Origin of the sequence: Halomonas sp. 3F2F (genome assembly GCF_014897805.1) — a bacterium.
Classification (GTDB): domain Bacteria; phylum Pseudomonadota; class Gammaproteobacteria; order Pseudomonadales; family Halomonadaceae; genus Vreelandella.
Genome location: NZ_JABUZE010000155.1, coordinates 1 through 20,617, shown reverse-complemented (window position 1 = coordinate 20,617; position 20,617 = coordinate 1). Strand labels below are relative to the sequence as shown.

Annotated in this window: 16 protein-coding genes; 7 read left to right on the top strand and 9 right to left on the bottom strand. The window is 53.6% G+C overall.

Annotated elements, in window-relative coordinates; genetic code table 11:
• Positions 1 to 19: 19 nt before the first annotated feature.
• On the bottom strand, positions 20 to 2,068 hold the full coding sequence (gene betT / locus INT21_RS16320; RefSeq protein WP_120386414.1) for a choline BCCT transporter BetT: 2,049 nt from the start codon (positions 2,066 to 2,068) through the stop codon (positions 20 to 22).
• A gap of 204 nt (positions 2,069 to 2,272) precedes the next feature.
• The gene (locus INT21_RS16315) at positions 2,273 to 2,701 is read right to left on the bottom strand and encodes a hypothetical protein (RefSeq protein ID WP_319022205.1); all 429 of its coding nucleotides are present in this window, start codon (positions 2,699 to 2,701) and stop codon (positions 2,273 to 2,275) included.
• Positions 2,702 to 2,954: 253 nt separating this feature from the next.
• Here INT21_RS16315 and INT21_RS16310 point away from each other — a divergent pair, with 253 nt between their 5' ends.
• On the top strand, positions 2,955 to 3,887 hold the full coding sequence (locus tag INT21_RS16310; RefSeq protein ID WP_193061801.1) for an alpha/beta hydrolase fold domain-containing protein: 933 nt from the start codon (positions 2,955 to 2,957) through the stop codon (positions 3,885 to 3,887).
• 6 nt (positions 3,888 to 3,893) lie between these two features.
• Here INT21_RS16310 and INT21_RS16305 read toward each other — a convergent pair whose 3' ends face one another.
• Genes INT21_RS16305 through INT21_RS16290 form a run of 4 tightly spaced genes read right to left on the bottom strand, consistent with a single transcriptional unit; the run spans position 3,894 to position 10,351 of the window.
• Positions 3,894 to 4,613, bottom strand: coding sequence for a response regulator (locus tag INT21_RS16305; RefSeq protein WP_193061800.1), 720 nt, complete (start codon positions 4,611 to 4,613; stop codon positions 3,894 to 3,896).
• A 16-nt stretch (positions 4,614 to 4,629) separates the two neighbouring features.
• Positions 4,630 to 6,054, bottom strand: a complete 1,425-nt coding sequence (locus INT21_RS16300; protein ID WP_193061799.1) for an ATP-binding protein — start codon at positions 6,052 to 6,054, stop codon at positions 4,630 to 4,632.
• Positions 6,054 to 9,152 carry an efflux RND transporter permease subunit gene (locus tag INT21_RS16295; RefSeq protein WP_193085478.1) on the bottom strand — a complete coding sequence of 1,033 codons (3,099 nt, stop codon included), beginning with the start codon at positions 9,150 to 9,152 and terminating at the stop codon, positions 6,054 to 6,056. The genes INT21_RS16300 and INT21_RS16295 overlap by 1 nt, the downstream gene beginning before the upstream one ends.
• Entirely contained in the window at positions 9,149 to 10,351 is a 1,203-nt protein-coding gene (locus INT21_RS16290) for an efflux RND transporter periplasmic adaptor subunit (protein WP_193061797.1), read from the bottom strand. The genes INT21_RS16295 and INT21_RS16290 overlap by 4 nt, the downstream gene beginning before the upstream one ends.
• Before the next feature lie 218 nt (positions 10,352 to 10,569).
• On the opposite strand from INT21_RS16290, the gene INT21_RS16285 reads away from it, so the two are divergent.
• Positions 10,570 to 11,178 carry a TetR/AcrR family transcriptional regulator gene (locus INT21_RS16285; RefSeq protein WP_193061796.1) on the top strand — a complete coding sequence of 203 codons (609 nt, stop codon included), beginning with the start codon at positions 10,570 to 10,572 and terminating at the stop codon, positions 11,176 to 11,178.
• On the opposite strand, the gene INT21_RS16280 is transcribed toward INT21_RS16285, so the two are convergent.
• Together INT21_RS16280 and fabF are read right to left on the bottom strand one after the other, a co-directional pair.
• The gene (locus INT21_RS16280) at positions 11,175 to 11,978 is read right to left on the bottom strand and encodes a helix-turn-helix domain-containing protein (RefSeq protein WP_193061795.1); all 804 of its coding nucleotides are present in this window, start codon (positions 11,976 to 11,978) and stop codon (positions 11,175 to 11,177) included. The two genes, INT21_RS16285 and INT21_RS16280, sit on opposite strands and share 4 nt — an antisense overlap.
• A 221-nt stretch (positions 11,979 to 12,199) precedes the next feature.
• Entirely contained in the window at positions 12,200 to 13,465 is a 1,266-nt protein-coding gene (gene fabF / locus INT21_RS16275; RefSeq protein WP_193061794.1) for a beta-ketoacyl-ACP synthase II, read from the bottom strand.
• Positions 13,466 to 13,546: 81 nt separating this feature from the next.
• Here fabF and INT21_RS16270 point away from each other — a divergent pair, with 81 nt between their 5' ends.
• Together INT21_RS16270 and INT21_RS16265 are read left to right on the top strand one after the other, a co-directional pair.
• The gene (locus INT21_RS16270; RefSeq protein ID WP_193061793.1) at positions 13,547 to 14,188 is read left to right on the top strand and encodes a TetR/AcrR family transcriptional regulator; all 642 of its coding nucleotides are present in this window, start codon (positions 13,547 to 13,549) and stop codon (positions 14,186 to 14,188) included.
• A 179-nt stretch (positions 14,189 to 14,367) separates the two neighbouring features.
• Positions 14,368 to 16,551, top strand: a complete 2,184-nt coding sequence (locus INT21_RS16265; RefSeq protein WP_193061792.1) for an OsmC domain/YcaO domain-containing protein — start codon at positions 14,368 to 14,370, stop codon at positions 16,549 to 16,551.
• Between the two features lie 87 nt (positions 16,552 to 16,638).
• On the opposite strand, the gene INT21_RS16260 is transcribed toward INT21_RS16265, so the two are convergent.
• On the bottom strand, positions 16,639 to 17,541 hold the full coding sequence (locus INT21_RS16260) for a LysR family transcriptional regulator (protein ID WP_193061791.1): 903 nt from the start codon (positions 17,539 to 17,541) through the stop codon (positions 16,639 to 16,641).
• A 100-nt stretch (positions 17,542 to 17,641) separates the two neighbouring features.
• Here INT21_RS16260 and INT21_RS16255 point away from each other — a divergent pair, with 100 nt between their 5' ends.
• The 3 genes from INT21_RS16255 (at position 17,642) to INT21_RS16245 (ending at position 20,562) form a co-directional block, all read left to right on the top strand.
• Positions 17,642 to 17,857: a DUF2798 domain-containing protein gene (locus INT21_RS16255; protein ID WP_089039675.1), complete on the top strand. Its 216-nt coding sequence runs from the start codon at positions 17,642 to 17,644 to the stop codon at positions 17,855 to 17,857.
• Positions 17,858 to 18,042: 185 nt separating this feature from the next.
• Positions 18,043 to 19,515 carry an alanine/glycine:cation symporter family protein gene (locus INT21_RS16250; protein WP_193085477.1) on the top strand — a complete coding sequence of 491 codons (1,473 nt, stop codon included), beginning with the start codon at positions 18,043 to 18,045 and terminating at the stop codon, positions 19,513 to 19,515.
• Positions 19,516 to 19,554: 39 nt separating this feature from the next.
• Positions 19,555 to 20,562 (top strand): type I asparaginase, encoded by a 1,008-nt coding sequence (locus tag INT21_RS16245; protein WP_193085476.1) that lies wholly within the window; start codon positions 19,555 to 19,557, stop codon positions 20,560 to 20,562.
• Positions 20,563 to 20,617: the final 55 nt, after the last annotated feature.

Sequence of the window (20,617 nt, the reverse complement as noted above, 5' to 3'; positions counted from 1 at the left end):
CACTTGAAGACTGACGCCGTTACATCTGGGAGTCTTCCGGCGGTTCGCCGATGGTGCCTGGCATTGCCTGCACATGGCCCATCTGTTGGCCTGCCAGAGTAAGGAAGTGTAGGTGGCGTTCGTACTCTGCCACGAGATCACCAATCACTTGACCACGGGTATAGCCGTTCAGGTCTTTATCTTGACCGCCTTCAGCTAAGTACACGTCCAAACGGACATAGAAGTCGTCATCCGCAGGTATAAAGCTGGGGGTACGCATACGGTGCGGACATACCTGGTAGACAAAACTAGTGGCATCGCCCAGGTCAACCTGCAGCGTCAGATTGGGAAGCGACTCGCCATCAAGATGCTCTTCGGTAACGTTGGCGGTTTGGCCGCGGCTTTCAAGTTCTTGGGCAAATTGCGTCATCGCTGGGCGAATAGAGTGCTGAATGGTTGCTGCGGCACCCGCACGGTTAGAGGTATCCAGCGCACGATCCAAACGCTCGCGCCAGTCGCCGCCGGGTGCGCCACCGGCAATCATGCGACGTGCGTCGGCCTTGCTGCCTTCCAGTTTCAGGGCTTTATACATTCCCACCATGACTGCGAAAATCACCAATGAGAAAGGCAGGGCGGTAATCACCACGGCACTTTGCAGAGCGTTTAAGCCGCCAGCCATTAACAGGGCGATGGTGATCAAGCCAATCACTGCCGACCAGAAAATACGCAGACGGATCGGAGCATCGTGGTTAACGTCACTCAAAATAGAAGTGAAGTTGGCCAGTACCAGCGCACCGGAGTCCGCAGAGGTAATAAAGAACACAATCCCTAGTACCGTTACTACGGCTGCAGTAAGGCCTGCGTAAGGGTAGTACTCAAGCAGTGTATAAAGCGTGGTTTGCGGAGTGTTGAGTGCCTGCTCACCCAGCTCGACCACACCTTGGTTGGCCACCAGCTCAATGCCGCTGTTACCGAACACCGACATCCAGACCATCATAAAGGCCAGCGGAATAAACAACGCTCCAGCGACAAATTCGCGGATAGTACGGCCACGTGAAATACGTGCCAAGAAAAGGCCGACAAACGGTGTCCAGGCAATCCACCAGCCCCAGAAGAAGATCGTCCACCACATTTTCCACTCTTGGGCGCCTTCATCGGCAAACGCGTAGGTATCAAAACTAGCACCCACAAACCCAGAAAGGTAGTCACCGGCGTTATTGACCACTTTATCCAGTAGGACCAGGGTGTCGCCTGAAAAGAGTACAAATAGCATCAGGGCTAGCGCGAGCAGCATGTTGAACTCAGAAAGGCGGCGAATGCCTTTCTCGACGCCAGTCACCACGGAAATGGTTGCCAATACCACGACCAGGACAATCAAAATCACCTGCACGGTGAGGGTTTCAGGCACGCCGAACATATAGGTAAGGCCGTAATTGAGCTGCATTACCCCAATACCCAGACTAGTGGCGATACCGAACACGGTGGAGATTACGGCGGTGATGTCCACTGCGTTACCAATCGGACCGTGGATACGCTTGCCCAAAATTGGGTAGAGCGCGCTACGAATCGCCAGTGGCAAGCGATGGCGGTAACTAAAGTAGGCCAGCGCCATACCCATCAGCACGTACAGCCCCCAGCCGGAAAGCCCCCAGTGCAGATAGGTTTGAACGACGGCCTGACGCATGGCCTCTTGGCTTTCAGGCGCTAGATCAGGGGGTGCCAGATAGTGGGCGACCGGTTCAGCAACGCTGAAAAACAGCAGGTCAATACCGATACCTGCGGCAAACAGCATAGCTGACCACGATAGCAGCGAAAACTCAGGCCGTGAGTGATCTGGGCCAAGGCGAATGCTGCCAAAGCGCGACATACCAATAATCACCACAAATACCAGATAAGCCACAATCGCCAGCATGTAGTACCAGCCGAATGTTTTACTTACCCAGGCAAGCCCTGCATCGAAGAAAGCGCCGGCCTGTTCGGTGAACAGCATGGTAAGAACCAAGAAAATAAGAATGCCCGCCACACTCCCGTGGAAAACCACGGGATTGAGGCGGTCGCGTGAGGGGAGGTTTGGGTTGTCTTTCGCCATGGAGGCGGACTCCTGTTGTTAAGACAAGAATTAAAAATAGCGTTATTTTTGAATGAACGTTCAAATAAAATACGCGGTTTAAGTACTCACTTCAAGTCGACGGGAAGCTTTCAGACCCTCGGATAAAGCGCTTTTCAGGAGTATAGAAACAAAAATGCCCGGCTAGGCCGGGCGTTAGAACAGGGTTTGACGTTTAATAAACGCTTACTCTGCCGCACTTTCCTCTGCAGGTTCGCTGTGGTGTCCACGACGCTCATGATCACGCTTGCCATGAGCTCTTTCACCCTGGCGATGCTCGCCATGTTTCTCAGCATGCATCTCGCGCATGGCATCGCGCAGCGCTTGTTGCTCTTCTTCGGTTAGGATCTCAGCCACCTGGGACTGGTGCTCTTCGCGTAGCGACAGCATGGCATCTCGGTGTTCAGCGTGTGCTTCGTTTAAGGCAGTTTGCTGCTCTTCACTTAAACCGGCGCGTTGATAAGCTTCTTGGCGGTACTCTTCCATGCGTTCCTGCATTGCTTCGCGGTCAATACCTGTACTGTTGTGGTGGCCGGCATTGGCACTGAAGGCTAAAGGCATAAGGGCAACGGCAAGTAGTGCAGGAGCAAATAGTTGGCGAAGTGACATGTTCATAACAGACCTCGAAACGTTTTAAAAAGTGGCAGTTTATCGATGTCAGTATCTAGGGGCTTGGTGTAAAACGCTTGCACAAAGTGTGCAACAACCGTGACCTTATTTTAGCTTACACGGTCACAATCACTTGGGTGGGGCTCACTGGATTTAACAACTGGACTTAAAAGAACTGGATTTAAGACCTGGATTTAAGACCTGGATTTAAGACCTGTGATTAAAAACTGTATTGAGGGGGCGTATTGAGGAATTTCACATGCTGGATTTACGTATTATGCGTCGATACCTGGGCGTAAGCGCGCTGACTCTCTTGATGAGTGGCTGCGGTGCAACGCATCAAGCCAGCCAGGGCCTACCTGCCATTGAGCAGGGGATGCTGAACACTCCGCAGACCTTTACTCGACTACCCGCCCAACGTTATACACCAGATGATTGGGCGCAAACATTGAGCGCCCAGGTACTATTGCCGAACGCATCAGACGCAGAGCGTCGACCAGCTGCACTCATTGTGCATGGCGGTGGCTGGCGCAACCGTGGACCTGACGACATGGAGGCGATTGCGGAGCAGTTAGCAGAGCAGGGATATGTGACAGTGAATATTGAGCACCGCTTTGCTCCCGAGTACCGATTCCCTGAACAGCTACATGATTTGCAACAGGCGATGAGCTGGATTCACAGTAACGCTGAGCGTTGGCAAGTGGATACTGACCGTATCGTGGGCGTTGGCTTTTCTTCTGGCGCACATTTGATAAGCCTGCTTGCCTTGGCTGACGATGAAGGCCCGCTTGGCGATCCTTATGGTGGCGAGCACACAAAGCTAGCAGCGGTGTTGGTCGGCGGTCTACCCAGTGACCTGTTGAAGTTTGATGACGGCCGTTTGGTGGTCGACTTTATTGGCGGCACCCGCGCCGAAAAAACAGAGGCCTATGCACTGGCTTCACCTGCGCGGCAAATCACTCCTCAGGCGCCACCGTTTTTTCTGTTTCATGGCAGTTGGGATCAACTAGTGCCCGTTGATCACGCAACTGACTTCTATCAAGCACTCCAGGCCCAGGGCACTGAAAGCGAGCTTTACTTACAGCGTGGCTATGGGCATTTTGCCAGCTTTCTGCTGCGTGGGAGCGCTATTGACGCGGGAATCGCCTTTTTAAACCGCCAAGTTCAGCCACCGATAGTAGAGAGCAAATAGACGGGTTTAGCCCTCAGGCTGATATTTATATCCAACCCCGTAAACGGAGCGAATAATCTCTAGCTCGGGTAGTGCTTCATGGATTTTTTTGCGTAGCTTCTTAATGTGGCTGTCCACGGTACGCTCGGAGACAATGCGGTTATCCCTATACATGTGATCCATTAGCTGCTCGCGACTGAAGATACGTCCTGGGGACTGCATCATGACGCGCAATAGTTGGAATTCTACGGCAGTGAGGCCAAGGTCGTGCCCATTAGCAAGCGCCTGCCAGCCCTCTTCATCGAGTGTCACTGGTGCTTGTGGGGTGGTGTCGGAGGCGTCATCGACTTGCGCCGCGGCTTGGCTGCGGCGTAATACGGCTTTTACGCGGGCAACCACTTCGCGGGGGCTAAAGGGTTTGCAAACATAGTCGTCTGCCCCTAGCTCCAAGCCCAGTAAACGATCAACTTCCTCGACTTTCGCGGTCACCATAATAATGGGTAAGTTGGGCCAGTGTTGACGGATTTCTCGACACAGCGTTAGTCCATCTTTACCAGGAAGCATCACATCTAGCAGTACTAATGCAGGGACGTGCTGGGTTAGCCAGGGCATAACGTCGTTGCCGTTGGCAATTATTGTCGGAGCAAAATTATTGTTTTCCAGATAGTCCGCCATTAAGCGGGCAATTTTAGGCTCGTCTTCAACAATGAGCAGTGAGGCGTCTTGGGGTGAAATATTCTCAGACATAGTCAGCTCGCTTAGATTAAGAGGCAATAAATAGCGGAAAGCGCAGCGTCCATTTCAGGCCGCCTAACTCAGAAGCACCAGGCGAAAGTGTTCCGCCATGGGCATTGACTAACGCGCTAGCAATAGAGAGCCCCAGCCCGCTGCCGCCACTTGCGCGGTTACGTGAGCCTTCCACGCGGTATAGGCGTTCAGTTAAGCGTGAAAGCTCGCTTTCAGGCACGCCTGGGGAACTGTCTTCCCAAGTAATCACAGCATGGCTAGCTTCGCAGGTTAATGAAACCCGTAACTCTCCTGGTGGTTGTGTATAGGCGCAGCTGTTATCCAGCAGGTTATTCCAGAGCTGGCGTAAGCGTTGGGCATCCCCTTGTATCATGATATCGGGGGTAAGCTGGCTTGACAGGGTCAGGCCGCTCTCTTCTAGCCAGCGGTCGGCATCGGATAAACGGCCTTTCAAGCTTTCGCTAAGGTTCATCGGCGCTAGCTGAATATCTAATGCGCCTGCATCACTTTGCGAAAGCAGCCTCAAGTCAGTGACTAACCGTTCCAGTTGAGCCACTTCTTGAGCCAGTGAGCTAAGATTTTCCTGGTTTAGCGGACGAATCCCATCCTGCATCGCTTCGATTTCACCGCGGAGCACTGCCAACGGGGTACGTAGCTCGTGCGCTGTGTCTGATACCCATCGTGCTCTGGCGTCACGGCTAGCTTCTAAGGTGGCCGCCAGGACGTTGAAATCGCGTGCCAAACTGGAAAGTTCATCTCGGCCGCGTTCTGGTAACCGAGTGTGATAATCACCTTCGGTTAAGCGCAATGTTGCGCCCGCCAATGCTCGGGTGCGTCGGCCTAGCCACCAGGAAAGCCCCCCTGCCAGTAACAGCGATGCTAATCCAAGAGAAACAACAATAAGCACCAAATTGCGCTGCTGGCGCTCTAGAAAGCGACTTTCCATGCGCTCCATCATATCTTGCGGAGGACGAAACCCCAGTTCTCCAATCGCTTCATTGTTTCCACTTGAGGTCACGTCGCTATACAGGGTGAGCCACCGCCAACCGTTTGAGCCGCGTGCGCTCTCAACAGGCGGGACGACGAAGCGGCCATCGCTATTGCGTAAAGCGAAGTCCTGAGCTTCGCCCAAGGGGGAAGGGCGGTCACGGTGTTCCTGACCAAGCTCAAAGCGCACAATATAGGGCCATCGTGCTGGCGATTGCTCCAACCACTCCCAACTACCCTGGGTTTCCCAGCGAGTAATTAGCCCATCAGCCAGAAGTTTAGCGCGCCGCTCTTGGGCTTGATTTAGATATTCTAAAAAGCCGCGATCGATGCTGTAAGTCACTGCTAGAAACACGCTTGCTGCAATGGCTACGTTGACACTTAAAATAGCCACAAAAAGCTTTAGGCCCAGTCGAGAGGGGCGCCACTGGCGTAGCGAAGCGAGCAATTTCATTAGCTGACTCCCTCATGGCTTGGTTGGGGTGGTTTGCTGAGTCGTTCGCGCAGGTTTTCTAAACCCAGGTAGAGGCAGGGCACAACCAGTAACAAGATAACCGTGGCGAATAGCATTCCAAACCCTAGCGAAATGGCCATGGGTATCATAAAGCGCGCTTGGCGAGAGGTTTCTAGAATCATTGGTGCCAAGCCTAAAAACGTGGTGAGTGTGGTCATCATAATTGGCCGTAGGCGGCGAGTCGCCGCGGCGACGATCGCTTCACGGGCATCCATGCCCTCACGACGCTTACGGTTAGCATAATCAATCAGTACCAGGGCATCGTTAATTACCACGCCCGAAAGTGCCAGCATACCAAGTAGGCTGATAATCGATAGTCCGAACCCCATTAGCATATGGCCTGCGACGGCCCCGACAATACCAAACGGAATAGCGGCCAGTACCAGCAGTGGCTGAAAGTAACTCCGGAAAGGAATGGCCAACAATGCATATAGCGCGGCCAGCATTAGCCACATGGCGTTGCGCAACGTGGCTAAATTGTCGGCGGTATCTTGCTGCCGCCCACCCATGCTCACTTCAAGCCCTGCCCAGGTATTGCTAAGGGTGGGGAAAACAGCCTCTTGCAGCGTGGCTAACACTTGGTTAATCGCTTGATCTCCTTCTGAGTCAGCGGTCACTGTAATGATTCGCCGACCATCGATACGTTGAAGACTGCTAGAGGCTTGGCTTAACGTAATATCTGCAACGCGTGACAACGGGACGCTTAGACCGTCGGGCGTCTGGATCGGCAGCCGATAAAGCTCATTGAGGCTATCGCGATCTTGTTCTGGCAGGCGTACTTCAACGCTGACTTCTCGGCGGCCAATAAATTGTTCTATGGCTGTGGCACCCTGTAGCGGGCCGCGTAGCGCCTGGGCTAGGTCGCTCCCCGTTAGCCCTAACGCGCGCCCTTCGGCAGATAGGCGCATTTCAAGCTGCGGTTTGCCGTCTCCCAGTCCGCTGTCGATATCGGTTAACCCATATTCAGCCAGTTGTTCAGCCAACTGCGCAGCGGCCGCCTCTAACACTTGGGTGTTTGGGTGGGATAAACGCAGGCTCAGCGCTGCACCACTACCGGGGCCTCCGAAGTCTGACTCAAAGCGAACTGATTGCGCGCCGACTAAGTCGCCCGTTAAGTCGCGCCACTCCTGGGCAATTCGAGATGGAGGCCAGGCATCTAAACTTTCTCTGGCGATATCAAGACGTACTTGCAGGCTTTCACCATCCAAACGGCTGCGGGTGCTGCTAAAGCTAAGTGTTGCTTCGCGTTCGCTAAGTTGTTCGGCGGCGTTGAGCAATTGCTGGCTCAGTTCGCGGCTAACGCTAATGTTGCTGCCAATTGGTAGGGTAACGCTGGCTTGAACTTGGTCCGATTCCACTCTGGGCATGAGTGAAAAGCCAAGCCGGCCGCTCATGGCCCAGGCAAGCGCGACACATAGTAAGGCGACGCCTAGGGATACTGTTAGCAGGCGTTGGGTAAGCGCGCGCTGTAAAAACGGTTCAAACTGCTGGTAAGTAAAGTGATGCAAGCCCTTTTGCATACGCAGTCGAACAGCTTCTATAGGGCGCTGCCATACGGGTGTTTTGCGGGGTTTGCTGGCGTGGGCGAGGTGGGCAGGCAGTATAAACAGAGCTTCCACCAGGGAAATAATAAATACCGTGATAACAACCACTGGCACGGTAGCAAAAATAAGCCCTAAAAAGCCGGGTAAAAACAGTAGTGGCAGGAACGCAACAATATTAGACAGAATCGCAAAGGTAAGCGGTGTGGCGATTTCTTGAGCACCTTTCACCGCGGCATCACGAAGGGAATAGCCCTGTTCTCGGTAGCTGTAAATATTCTCACCGACCATAATGGCATCGTCCACGACGATGCCAAGGGCGATAATAAAGGCGAACATCGACATCATATTGAGTGAGACGCCAATCCAAGGCAGAAATAGCATTGCGCCCAAGAAAGCGGTGGGTATGCCCAGCGTTACCCAGAAGGCCAATCGTGCCTCAAGAAACAGTGCCATAAGAATTAGCACCAGTGCCAAGCCCATCCAAGCGTTTTTTAGCAGCAGATTCAGGCGGTCTTCATAGATTTCTGAGCTGTCTCTGGAAACATCCAGGCGTACCCCGTTGGGCAGGTTGGCGCGCAGCCGCTCCAACTCACCATAGACGGCTTGTGAGATACTGGTCGGGGTTTGATCACCAATCTGATAGATATCCACTGATAAGCCCTGCTCGCCGTTGTAGAACTCCTCACGGTCGGTTTCAGCAAACCCTTCTCTTACGCGAGCAATATCACCCAACACAACAGGAGAACCTTGGGCAGTGGTGAGAATAGGGAGCGCGGCAAACTCGTCCGCACTGTTGCGGCGTCCCTGATAGCGAATCAACCACTCGCCTTCGGCGGTAGTGAGCTGGCCACTGGCGAGATCGAGCGCTTCTTCAGCAATTCGGCTGGCAAGCTGTTGATGGTCTAACCCAAAGCGCTCAATGGCTTCTTCATCCAAAAGCACCTGGATTTCACGTTCCCGGTTGCCGGAGAGTTCTGCTCGGGAAATACCGCTAGTAGCCTGTAGTTCTGCGCGTACATCCTCCGCGGCGTCATGGAGGGCGGCTAAGCTAACTGAGCCATATACTTGTAGGCTCACCACGCTGCGAGAACGCCCAGCTAGGGTAAAGCGCGGTGGATCCGCAGCGTTAGGCAAGGTGGTGATGGCATTCACGGCTTGCTGGATATCCTGATAGGCCCGCATCACATCAACACCATCGATCAGCGTGGCGCTGACTACGCCGCTACCTTCGCCAGCGCTGGCGGTTAATTCATCGATGCCTTCCACGTCGGCAATGGCAGCTTCAACTGGTAGCAGCAAACTTTGCTCAACATCTTCCGGCGTGGCACCAGGATAGCTGATGCTAACTTGGATGATTTCCGTTTCAAATTCCGGGAAAACCTCTTTCTTGATGGCCAGGGATGCCATTAAACCGCCGACGATAAATAGCACCATCATCAGGTTAGGGGCAACGCCATGGTCGACCATCCAGGCGAGTGGGCCACGGCGAATCATGGGCTTTCCTCATCACTTGCTGGGGTGTCTCCCCGCTGGCGAATACGGACTTGTTGGCCTTCACGAGGCTGAGCCAAGCCGGCAATAACCACCCGCTGTCCGGGTACTAAACCGCTGCGTATTAGCGCCGTTTCCTGCCCGCGATAGGCCAGGGTGACATGGGTGCTGTGTAGGCGATCTTCATCATCCACCCACCATACCTGCTCGCCGGGACGCAATGCTGCAGAAGGCAAGGCGATGAGCGGCTCCTGGGTTGTGCTATGAAAGGCAACACGCAGCACATCGCCAAGACGCAGCGCAGGGCCATCTTGCTCTAGCGACAGCGGGTCATTCACGGCGATCAAAAGCTGCGCCTGTAAGCCGTTCTCTTCCAGGTTTGGCAGAATAGAAATTAAGTTACCTTCTCTGCTTGCTCCTTCCGGCCAGCCTTGGCTGGTAAGTGTGACGCGGCTGCCCGGCGTTAGCCAACCCAAAATATCCCCTGGCAACGAAGCGCGAACCCAAAACTGTTCGACACCAACCAAACTGAGTACTTCAGTACCCTGGCTTAACAGGGTCCCTGCGCCAACCAAGCGGTCTTGCACCATGGCTCGCCAAGGGGCAGCTAACGTGGCACGCTCAAGATTAAGCGCCGCTTGGTCTCGCACCACGCGTGCTTGCGTTAATTGCGCTTGAGCTTGGCGTAGCTGTGGTTCACGGAGCACCAATGCACGGCGCTCAGCACTGAGTTGGCGGCCAAAAGATTCATACTCACTTCGGGCGCGCTGTTGCTCCGCTTGTTCTAGTGCTAACTGCGCCTGCGCGTTGGCCAACTGCGCTTCGGCATCTTCGAGAACCAGACGTAAATCGGCCTGATCGATATAAGCAACTGGCGCTCCTTGTTCGACGACCTGGCCTGGAAGAACGCCTTCGCCAAAGCGTTCTAGCTGACCAGCCACCCGACTGGCTAACATGGTGGATTTCTCTGCTTCTACTCGACCAAAACCGTTAAGCATAGGCGCTTGCAGGCGCTCTTCAGTCGTCATGATATCCACTAAGGGTGGTGCGGCGGGCGGTGGCGGGCGGCGTTCAACGCGAGGCGGCTGGCTGATAATCCACCAAGCCAAGGTTAAGCCGCCAACGAAAACCAGTAGTGCTGCCAAGGCTCCGAAACCGATACGGCCTTGTTGAGAAGGTGCGTGAAAGTGAGAGGAGGTCATTACCGCGCGGCATCCGTTGGCTGAGGGCGAAAATTCCAGAGAAAATGGCGTATCATGCTAGCATCACCGATACGCAAGCAATGATTAGGTAAGCAATGTGCAAATAGCGTGCAACCCATTAAGCATCGCTGCATCGTGCGGTTTAACCGCTGACGGGCCTCACAATACCTGTCATTATTATTTTGCAAAGCACTAAATTCACTGGTTAATGTGACGTCATGAAAAACACCGCCACTCGCGATAAGTTAATTGAAACCGGTGCCGAGCTGATTGCCCAGCAGGGCTACAATGCGACGGGTATTAATGCCGTCTTAAAAACCTGTGGTGTGCCTAAAGGATCGTTTTACCACTACTTTTCCAGCAAAGAAGATTTTGGGCTGGCGGTGATCGAGCGCTTCGCCAGTCAGTATGATGAACGCTTGGCAACACTGTTTGAAGATGTTTCGTTGCCGCCGTTAGAGCGCATACGGCGTTACTTCGCCACAGGGCGTGAGCATATGTTGGACTGCGACCACACCACTGGCTGCTTGATTGGTAACCTGGGGCAGGAGCTTTCGGGCCAGAGTGACACCTTCCGTGATGCACTTAACTTGGTGTTCCAGCGCTGGGAGAAGCGTTTAGCCGCTTGCCTGAAAGAAGCGCAAAATCAAGATGATATCGATAAAACAATTGTTCCAGAAGCCCTGGCTAGTTTTATATTGTCGGGCTGGGAAGGCGCTATATTGCGCGCTAAAACGCTTAAGTCAGTCGCTCCTATGGAGCACTTTGAGTCGATTTTATTTGCCCATGTGCTGGCGCCATCAGCGTCCTGCGAAGCAAGCCGCTAGTGACGTGCGCGAAAATGGTGCTCTCCGCTAGCCACATCATTACACACGGCTGCCAGCAGCGACTCATCTAGCGACGGGTCGTCCAATGACAGCAGTCCGCACTGAGCCAACGCAGAGCGCAAACTTATCTGTTCATCTAAGCGCTGATAGACCACTCGCACACAACAGGGCATACGCTCACTGTTATCAGCCACCCCCATTTTTAATCCGGTTAAGCGTGTGACTTGGCTTTGGTAGCTGGGAAACAGAATAGTTTGGGTGATTTCATGGCCATTGAGGGTTTCGTGGTCAACCAAAAATAGCCGGTCTGCAAGTTTAACGGCAGTTCCTACGTACCGGTTATGACAGGGCCGCTTTCCCAGAGCGACTTGCATACGTTCGGTACGCTGGTACACCACACCTCCTTCTCTGGCTTCTAAGCACACCAACGTGCGCATCAAATGCCCAGGGCGGGACATTGAGTGGTAAAGCTCGAAGTAGCGACCTAGATAACGCTCCATGCCTTCGCTACCCCGCTGAATCAACGCATTAGGCCAGGGTAGTGTGTTCGGTGAGCTATCTGCGTTGAGCTGTCCGGTTTGCACCAGCGCACGGAAGTCGTGGTGAGGCAGCGCAATATCTTCTGGGGTTACCCCAAAAAAGTGGCAAATACGCTGCAGCGCGGCGTGGCTTGGGTAATAGCGACCGCTGAGGTAGCGGTTGAATTGAGCACGGTTAATGGATAAGCGGCGGCAAACGTCCGCAATAGACGGGTAGTAGCTGCATAGCAGGCGTAAATTGGCCACAAAATCATCATGCATGGGAGCGGTTTCAGCGTTCTCAGTCGGCGACGGTGCGGCTAATGTGACGCTTCGCTCTTCATAGTGCAATAGCCACGTAACAGAGCCGTTGCGTCAATCAGGCCTGATTTTAATTAGAATCTTGCGAGGCCAGATGATGGATACCCGCAGCGCCGCTCCCACATCGGCGAAAGCTTAAATATGAAGCTTCGCTCGGCCTTAACAATGGCTCTTAAAACCGTCTAGACAGTGCTGATAATCAGCGCTGCATTGACGCCACCGAAACCGAATCCGTTGCACAATACATGCTTCGTGACGTGCTTCTGATGAGTCGCCGTGACGAAGGTTAAATCCTGCATATCATCATCGCAGTGCTCAAGATTAATGGTGGGCGGAAGCTGCTGATTATTGACTGCCAATACAGAAAAAATACTCTCAATGCCCCCTGCTGCGCCTAATAGGTGTCCTGTGGCGGCTTTTGTTGCAGAAATAGGGATGGCCGGCAAACGCTCACCGAATACGTTACGCAATGAGGCAACTTCAGCCCGGTCGCCAACGGGCGTCGAGGTGGCGTGGGCATTGATATGATCAATAGCATCCGTGGTAAGGTTCGCCATGCCTAGCGCCGCTTGAATCGCAGCTGCAGCGCCGGCCCCATCCTTCGGGCCTGCCGTCAGGTGGTAGGCATCCGCGCTGGTGCCGTAGCCGCTAATGATCGCTAACGGCGTTGCGCCCCGCGCGACCGCATGCTCAAGCGTTTCGATCACCATAACGCCAGCGCCTTCTCCCATCACAAATCCGTTACGGGCTTTATCAAAGGGCCTGGACGCGCGCTCAGGGTTGTCGGCTTCTGTGGAAACGGCCTTTAGGGCGTTAAAGCTGGCGAGTGAAAGCGGATCAATACACGCCTCGGCGCCGCCGACGAGGGCAACATCAGCTTCTCCGTTGCGTATTATGCGCATACCGTCGCCAATCGCCTGTAGGCCAGCCGCGCAAGCCGTCACCGGGCAACCGAGAGGGCCTTGAAAGCCATAATGAATGGACAGGTTACCAGCAGCCAAATTGGCTAGAAAGGCGGGCACCGTGAAGGGGGAGAGTTTGCGATAGCCGCGCTCAGCAAGGGTTTTTTGAGCTTGTGTAATAGTCGGGAAGCCGCCAATGCCAGAGCCAATAATGGTGGCCGTTCTGCGTTTTTGGGCTTGCTCAACGGGAAACCAGTTGGCCTGTGATAGCGCCTCTTTGGCTGCCGCCAATGCGTAGAGGCTGAACAAGTCCATTTTGCGCTGCTCTTTGGGATCGGCTATCTCATTCAGGTCAATACCGCCGGTGGGGTCTCGGTCAATACTCGGCACCACCCCGGCAATTTTGATCGGGATATGACTTGTGTCAAAGCGGTCAATGGTGCTGATGCCAGACTGGCCGTTAACCAGTCGCTGCCAACTTGTGTTGACGCTGTTGCCTAGCGGGCTGACCATACCCATGCCGGTAATCACGATAGGTGAGTGCATAGTGACTCCTAATTTATTGATAGGGTCACCCTAGCAATGGGCAGTATATGATCAAGATAATATTTAGCTGACGAGGTAGCTATGCCTTATCCCAAGAGCCATAAATCGAAAACCAAAGAGCGCATTTTGGCTTCGGCGACGGAGCTATTCAGTCGCAATGGGTTTCAAAAGGTCTCGATTGGCCAGATCATGAAGCTAGCCAAGATGACGCATGGCGCCTTTTATGCGCATTTTGCTTCAAAAGAGGCCCTATACAATGAGTCTGTTCGCCTGACCATTGATAACAGTCGGGCGGCTAGGCTGGTAAAAGGCCCGCTTTCGTTGCAGCACTTAACCGAGTTAGTCGCTAACTACTGCAATCTCCAAGAGCTGGAAGCTAAGCATAGGCCGGGGCCTGAAGCGGTACTGTTCAATGAAATAGGCAGTGAAAAAGCAGAAATTCGCACTATGTTTGAAGCGTCCTATATGAGTATGAAAAAGATGCTTGAAACGCGCTTGATCGCGCTGAGTAAGCTGAAACAACTTCCCTTTGCCAATGACCGCAAAGCGATTGCTGATAAGTCCCGGGTCATATTGGCCTCTCTGGTAGGGGCCGTCGCGATTGCCAAAAGTTTGCCGGGGGAGGTGGAACGAAAGCAGGTGTTGTTAGCCACACAACGCCAGATTTTACTGATGCTCGGGGTCAGCGAAGCTGAGGTGGAGCGTATGATGCAAGCACAGTAGTTCGGCCATCTACTGAAGAGAGTCTCGATGTGTTGTTGGAGCGTTACCGCTCTTACGCGACGTTGAATGAGTGATTCGGCAGACTGCCCAAGACGAAGCGGGTAAAAAACTGGATAATGGCCGCCATCAGCCTATGGCCCCAAGACCTTCAGCACATTTATCTATCCGGATGCCCGCTCATGGAAATCAAAGTTAACTATCTCGACAACCTCCGCTTAGAGGCCAAGTTCGACGATTTTACGGTTATCTCCGACCAGCCGATTCGCTACAAAGGCGACGGCTCGGCACCTGGGCCGTTTGACTACTTTCTGGCGTCGTCTGCCATGTGTGCGGCCTACTTTGTAAAGGTTTACTGCAACGCCCGCGATATTCCTACCGAAAATATTCGCCTGTCACAGAACAACATCGTCGACCCGGAAGACCGCTATAAGCAGATCTTCAAAATCCAGGTCGAGTTGCCGGAAGATATTTCTGAAAAAGATCGCCAGGGCATTCTGCGTTCCATCGATCGCTGCACGGTTAAGAAGGTGGTTCAAACCGGCCCTGATTTCCAGATCGAGACGGTAGAAAACATCGACGAGGACGCCCAGGCACTGCTGATGGGAGCGCCGGAGGGCAGTGCTACTTATATTCCAGGCAAAGACCTGCCATTAGAACAAACCATCGCCAATATGAGCGCGATGCTGGCTGACCTGGGCATGAAGATCGAGATCGCCTCCTGGCGCAATATCGTGCCCCACGTCTGGTCACTGCATATTCGCGATGCGGCTTCACCGATGTGTTTCACCAATGGCAAAGGGGCTACCAAAGAGAGCGCCCTGTGTTCGGCGCTGGGCGAGTTTATTGAGCGCTTAAGCTGTAACTTTTTCTATAACGATCAGTACTTTGGCGAAGAGATTGCCAACAGCGATTTTGTTCACTATCCCAATGAAAAGTGGTTTCAGCCGGGGCCGAACGATGAGCTCCCCGCTGAAATCCTCGACGAACACTGCCGCGACATTTACAACCCAGAAGGCGAGTTGCGTGGCTCACATCTGATCGATACTAACTCGGGACGTGAAGACCGCGGTATCGTCTCGTTGCCCTTTGTGCGCCAGTCCGACGGCGAAACGGTCTACTTCCCCTCCAATCTGATCGAAAACCTGTTCCTCAGTAACGGTATGAGCGCGGGCAATACCCTGGTAGAAGCCCAGGTGCAGTGCCTGTCGGAAATTTTCGAACGGGCGGTGAAGCGCGAAATCCTCGAACAGGAGTTAGCTCTGCCGGATGTACCGCAGGACGTGCTAGCCAAGTATCCAAGTATCGTAGAAGGCATTAACGCCCTGGAAGCCCAAGGGTTCCCGGTGTTGGTCAAAGATGCCTCCATGGGCGGGCAGTTCCCAGTAATGTGCGTCACCTTAATGAACCCGCGTACCGGCGGCGTATTTGCTTCATTTGGCGCGCACCCGAGCTTTGAAGTGGCGCTGGAGCGCAGCCTAACTGAGCTTCTGCAGGGGCGCAGTTTCGAAGGATTAAACGATCTGCCACTGCCGACGTTTAACTCGCAAACCGTTTCTGAACCCAACAATTTTGTTGAGCACTTTATTGACTCTTTTGGCGTGGTTTCCTGGCGCTTCTTTAGTGCCAAGCCCGATTTTGAATTCAGTGAATGGGATTTCTCTGGCAGCAATGAGGAAGAGGCCGCGACGCTGTTTGGCATTTTTGAGGAGCTGGGCGCTGAAGTGTACATGGCGGTCCACGAAGACCTAGGCGCACCAGTCTGTCGCATTCTGGTGCCGGGTTACTCCGAGGTGTACCCCATTGAAGATTTAATCTGGGATAACACCAATAAAGCGTTGGACTACCGCGAAGATATTCTCAATCTGCACCGCTTGGATGACGCTCAGCTCACCGATCTGGTCGAGCGGTTGGAAGAGAGCCAGATGGATGACCACGCCGATATCATCACGCTGATCGGTATCGAGTTTGATGAGAACACTGTGTGGGGGCAGCTAACGATTCTAGAGCTCAAGCTGCTGGTTTACCTCGCGCTGCAACGCCATGAAGAAGCGCTGGACTGTGTGCAGATGTTCCTGCAGTACAACGATAATACCGTTGAGCGCGGTCTGTTCTATCAGGCGGTAAACGCGGTGCTGGAAATTGTGCTGGATGATGAACTGGAGCTTGAAGACTATCTGCATAACTTCCAGCGCATGTTCGGCGAAGCGACCATGGCGGCTGTCGTGGGGTCGGTAAGTGGCGAAGTACGCTTCCACGGCCTAACGCCGACTAACATGCAGTTAGAAGGCCTGGAGCGCCACCAGCGCTTGATCGAAAGCTATAAGAAGCTTCATGCGGCACGGGCGGCGAAAGCGGGCATTTAAGCATTCTCCAAACGCGCTGCTAGTTAACTGTTTTGCTGGTGTTACGGCGCCAGCAGAACAGGTCGCCACTTTGCCCGAACAGACGGTCTAATCAGCAGAGTGGAACCAAGATTGGCGGCTGAGGAATTCGATTAACTCGTGGCGAAACAGCTTGGCCCTTGCTGAAAGGCTGCGCCGGTAGGGCCATACCAAGAAGATCTCACGGTGGCGTCCCCGCCACTCAGGGAGCACTTGTATTAACTCTCCCGCTTGTAAGCTGTTCGCCACCATACTGGCGGGCATCAACGAGACGCCTGCTCCCGACGTTGTGAGGTTCAGCACAATATTCATATCGTTACTGATATGGAAATGGCTCTTGTGACAAGCGTGCTGACTACCGTCTTGATGGAACAGCAACCAATCGCTAAACATTTTTGCTGCCACGCTGGGGCATGCTTGTAGCTCTTCTATCGTGCTGGGAATAGGGTGTTTCATCGTCGGTGATGCCACCAAAATCGGCTCTATATAGCCCAGGTGTTTTTGGATCAACGTCGAGTCTTTTTGTGGTCCAGAGCGAAGCGCAATATCAGCCTGGTGGTCGCGAATATCAACCACGTTGTTATCGAGTTCGATCGTCAGCGCAATCTCAGGGTAGCGATCAATAAAGTGACGCCAAAACGCATCCAGTGGCCCGCTGCCCAGGTTGACAGGTGCCATAACCTTCAATGGCCCGCTTAGGCTATACAGTGTTTGATCCAGGTCTGAAATTCGCTGATCCAGTGCGAGTACTAGCTCCTCACACTCGCGGAAGTAGGACTCACCCTGAGGCGTCAACGTTAACCCCTTGGTTGAGCGGTGGAGCAACTCTACGCCTAGTGTGGCTTCCAGTGCGCTTATGCGCCGCGACACGGTGGCAATGGTCATCTTCAGCGTTGCCGCCGTAGCTGTGAGGCTGCGTTGGTTGGCGGCCACGATAAAGATGTTTAGGTCATCAAGAGAGGGTTTTCGCATTTTGCAATTCTGTAAAATTGATTCTCATATATTGGCATATATTACCGTTATAGGTGTTTGTTAATCTGTCCGCACTCAAACATCACTCTCAGGTACTGCCATGAAACACAGAATTATCTTCGCTATTCTCATGTCGTTTACGCTATCGCTGATTATGTCTGCCTGGGTAACGTACGTGAATATCGGAACTCATGCTGATTTTGTTGGCATCTGGATGCACGCTTGGCTGCTTGCTTGGCCAGCTGCTGGGATCATTGCATTTATCTGTGGCCCCTTTATGCATAAATTAGCCCACCGCATTGCCGAGAAAGTCTGACGGCTTGCCTGATGCACTCTGGTGCACCCGATGATGCAGTGAGTGCGCACAACTGCACCGCTGCGCCAAATTTAATTCTTCCCCATGCTTGGTAAAACGTTCTCCGCGGCGCGGTTTTAAGAAGCGCGAAATAAAACGACGCGAATTCCAACATAACGCTAATACAAGAACGCGGAGAAAATCACATGCTTGATATGCTCAATGAGCTCCTCTGGGGAAAGGTACTGCTAGTGCTGCTAGTGCTGCTAGTAGGCGTTGGCATCGGTTTTACCGTTGCTTCCCGCTTTGTGCAGTTTCGTTATTTCGGCCAAATGTTTCGCATCCTGGGGTCGGGTCAGGCCTTTAAGCGTAATAAACACGGCCACTTAAGTTCGTTTCAGGCACTTGTCCTGTCAGTGGCAGGGCGCGTGGGTGGCGGTAATATTGCCGGCGTGGCGGTCGCGATTACGCTAGGTGGCCCAGGGGCTATTTTCTGGATGTGGCTGGTGGGCCTGATGGGGATGGCAACTAGCTTTTTAGAATGTACCCTCGCGCAGACCTACAAAGAAGCGGAAGGCGATGGCACTTATCGCGGTGGTCCGGCGTACTACATTGTTAAAGGGTTAGGTAAACAGTGGCGTTGGCTGGCAGCGTTTTACTCGGTGCTATTGCTGTTAACCTTTGGTTTTGCCTTTACCGCACTGCAATCTTATGCGGTAGCGACCTCGTTTGGCGACGCCTTTGGTGTGCCGGTGCTTTACAGTGGCATTGCCCTGGCCATGCTGGTAGGGCTGATTATTTTTGGTGGTATCAAACGTATTGCGCGCATCTCAGAGTTTCTGGTGCCTTTTATGGCGGTCAGCTATATCGCTATTGCGCTGCTGGTCATCGCCATGAACATTGGTGAAATTCCCGGCGTTATCATGCTAATCGTAAAAAGTGCTTTCGGCCTTGAACCGCTGATTGGTGGCGGTATTGGTGCGGCCATTATGATGGGTTTGAAGCGTGGTCTGTTTTCTAACGAAGCGGGTCTGGGCAGTGCGCCTAATGTGGCAGCGGTTGCTTACGTACCGCACCCGGCCAACCAAGGTATTGTGCAGGCGTTTTCGGTGTTTATCGATACCGTGATTATCTGCTCGGCCACGGCATTTTTGATTCTGCTCAGCGGTGTGTACGACCCGACAGCTGGCGCTGGCGTTGAAGGGATCGCCCTGACCCAGGCGGCGCTAGCCGACCATGTAGGCGAATGGGGTCGCACCTTTGTTAGCCTCGCGCTGCTGCTGTTTGCGTTCAGTACTATTTTGTACAACTACTACCTCGGCGAGAACAGCCTCAACTTCTTTAGCCGCGACAACCAGAACCTGTTTAACGCTTTCCGGGTCGCCATTGTGTTGCTGGTGTGCTGGGGCGCGACCACAGATCTTGGCACTGTGTTCGGCTTTGCCGATGTCACCATGGGGCTATTGGCAGTGGTCAACCTCGTGGCGCTGATTCTGTTGTTCAAGTGTGGCCTACGCATTCTGAACGATTACGATAGCCAGCGCCGCCAGGGCATTAAACAGCCGATCTTCGATGCCAACCAGCACCCGGATCTTGAGCTAGACCCCAAGGCGTGGGAACTGGAGCCTGAAGAGGCCGAAGCGCTAAAACAGCGCCTGGCAAGTGCGCCTGCTAAGTAAGCCCTCACAGGCACTAACGCTATTCGATTAGGAGAGACTATGTCCCGCGTACTCATGCTCTACACCGGCGGTACCATCGGTATGCAACCATCGCCACACGGGTATGTGCCTTGCGCGGGGCTGGCCGATCGTTTAGCCGCACACTTGGCGCTGGCCGCCGACAGGTTGCCGTCGTTTGATGTGCTAGAAATGCAGCCGCTGATTGATAGCGCTGAGCTAATGCCAGACGCCTGGAACCGTTTAGTGGCACAGTTAGAAAGCCACTGGCAAGCATACGATGGGTTTGTGGTGCTACACGGTACCGACACCATGGCGTATAGCGCCGCTGCGTTGTCGTTTATGCTCGGCGCGCTCAACAAGCCGGTGATCTTCACCGGCGCTCAAATTCCTTTGGGGGAGCCCCGTAGCGATGCACTGAATAATCTCGTCAGTGCATTGCAACTGGTGGATCACTCCGCGACACCTTGTGAAGTGAGTCTGGTCTTTCACGATCGACTTCTGCGCGGTAATCGTGCGCGCAAGGTACGCACTCAGGGCTTAGATGCCTTTGACTCTCCCAATTTCCCCTGGCTTGCCGAGCTTGGCATTGCCATATCTTACCCGCAGCCTTCTGCGTTGCTGAGCGGACGGCCTGACTTTGCCCCCATTGAGGTAGATGATGAGACGGTTGCGATATTGCCACTCTATCCTGGTATGTCGCTGCGCCGCGCTAAGGCGCTGCTGGCCGATGAACGCTTAAAAGGCTTGATTCTGCATAGCTACGGCGTCGGTAACCCGCCTAGTTTTGAAGGCGAGCTGTTAACGGCGTTAACGGCTGCAAGTGAACGAGGGGTCGCACTGCTTAACGTGACTCAGTGCGCCCAAGGGGAAGTCGTACAGGGAGCCTACGCCACCGGCGCGGCGCTGAACCAAGCCGGTGTGATTGCAGGAGGTGATATCACCCTAGAAGCCGCCGTTGCAAAGCTTACGGTGCTGCTAGGTCGTGGAATGAGCGGCCCTGCACTGCGCAGGGCACTTAGCGGCTCACTACGAGGCGAGTGTAGCTAACATCTTACCCTCTAAGTGCCTAACCGAAAGTTTTCGTGCATAATGTATGTAGGAT

Coding starts and splice junctions, on each gene's coding strand:
- betT (WP_120386414.1), bottom strand. CDS start 2,068: ATGGCGAAAGACAACCCAAACCTCCCCTCACGCGACCGCCTCAATCCC.
- INT21_RS16315 (WP_319022205.1), bottom strand. CDS start 2,701: ATGAACATGTCACTTCGCCAACTATTTGCTCCTGCACTACTTGCCGTT.
- INT21_RS16310 (WP_193061801.1), top strand. CDS start 2,955: ATGCTGGATTTACGTATTATGCGTCGATACCTGGGCGTAAGCGCGCTG.
- INT21_RS16305 (WP_193061800.1), bottom strand. CDS start 4,613: ATGTCTGAGAATATTTCACCCCAAGACGCCTCACTGCTCATTGTTGAA.
- INT21_RS16300 (WP_193061799.1), bottom strand. CDS start 6,054: ATGAAATTGCTCGCTTCGCTACGCCAGTGGCGCCCCTCTCGACTGGGC.
- INT21_RS16295 (WP_193085478.1), bottom strand. CDS start 9,152: ATGATTCGCCGTGGCCCACTCGCCTGGATGGTCGACCATGGCGTTGCC.
- INT21_RS16290 (WP_193061797.1), bottom strand. CDS start 10,351: ATGACCTCCTCTCACTTTCACGCACCTTCTCAACAAGGCCGTATCGGT.
- INT21_RS16285 (WP_193061796.1), top strand. CDS start 10,570: ATGAAAAACACCGCCACTCGCGATAAGTTAATTGAAACCGGTGCCGAG.
- INT21_RS16280 (WP_193061795.1), bottom strand. CDS start 11,978: ATGCATGATGATTTTGTGGCCAATTTACGCCTGCTATGCAGCTACTAC.
- fabF (WP_193061794.1), bottom strand. CDS start 13,465: ATGCACTCACCTATCGTGATTACCGGCATGGGTATGGTCAGCCCGCTA.
- INT21_RS16270 (WP_193061793.1), top strand. CDS start 13,547: ATGCCTTATCCCAAGAGCCATAAATCGAAAACCAAAGAGCGCATTTTG.
- INT21_RS16265 (WP_193061792.1), top strand. CDS start 14,368: ATGGAAATCAAAGTTAACTATCTCGACAACCTCCGCTTAGAGGCCAAG.
- INT21_RS16260 (WP_193061791.1), bottom strand. CDS start 17,541: ATGCGAAAACCCTCTCTTGATGACCTAAACATCTTTATCGTGGCCGCC.
- INT21_RS16255 (WP_089039675.1), top strand. CDS start 17,642: ATGAAACACAGAATTATCTTCGCTATTCTCATGTCGTTTACGCTATCG.
- INT21_RS16250 (WP_193085477.1), top strand. CDS start 18,043: ATGCTTGATATGCTCAATGAGCTCCTCTGGGGAAAGGTACTGCTAGTG.
- INT21_RS16245 (WP_193085476.1), top strand. CDS start 19,555: ATGTCCCGCGTACTCATGCTCTACACCGGCGGTACCATCGGTATGCAA.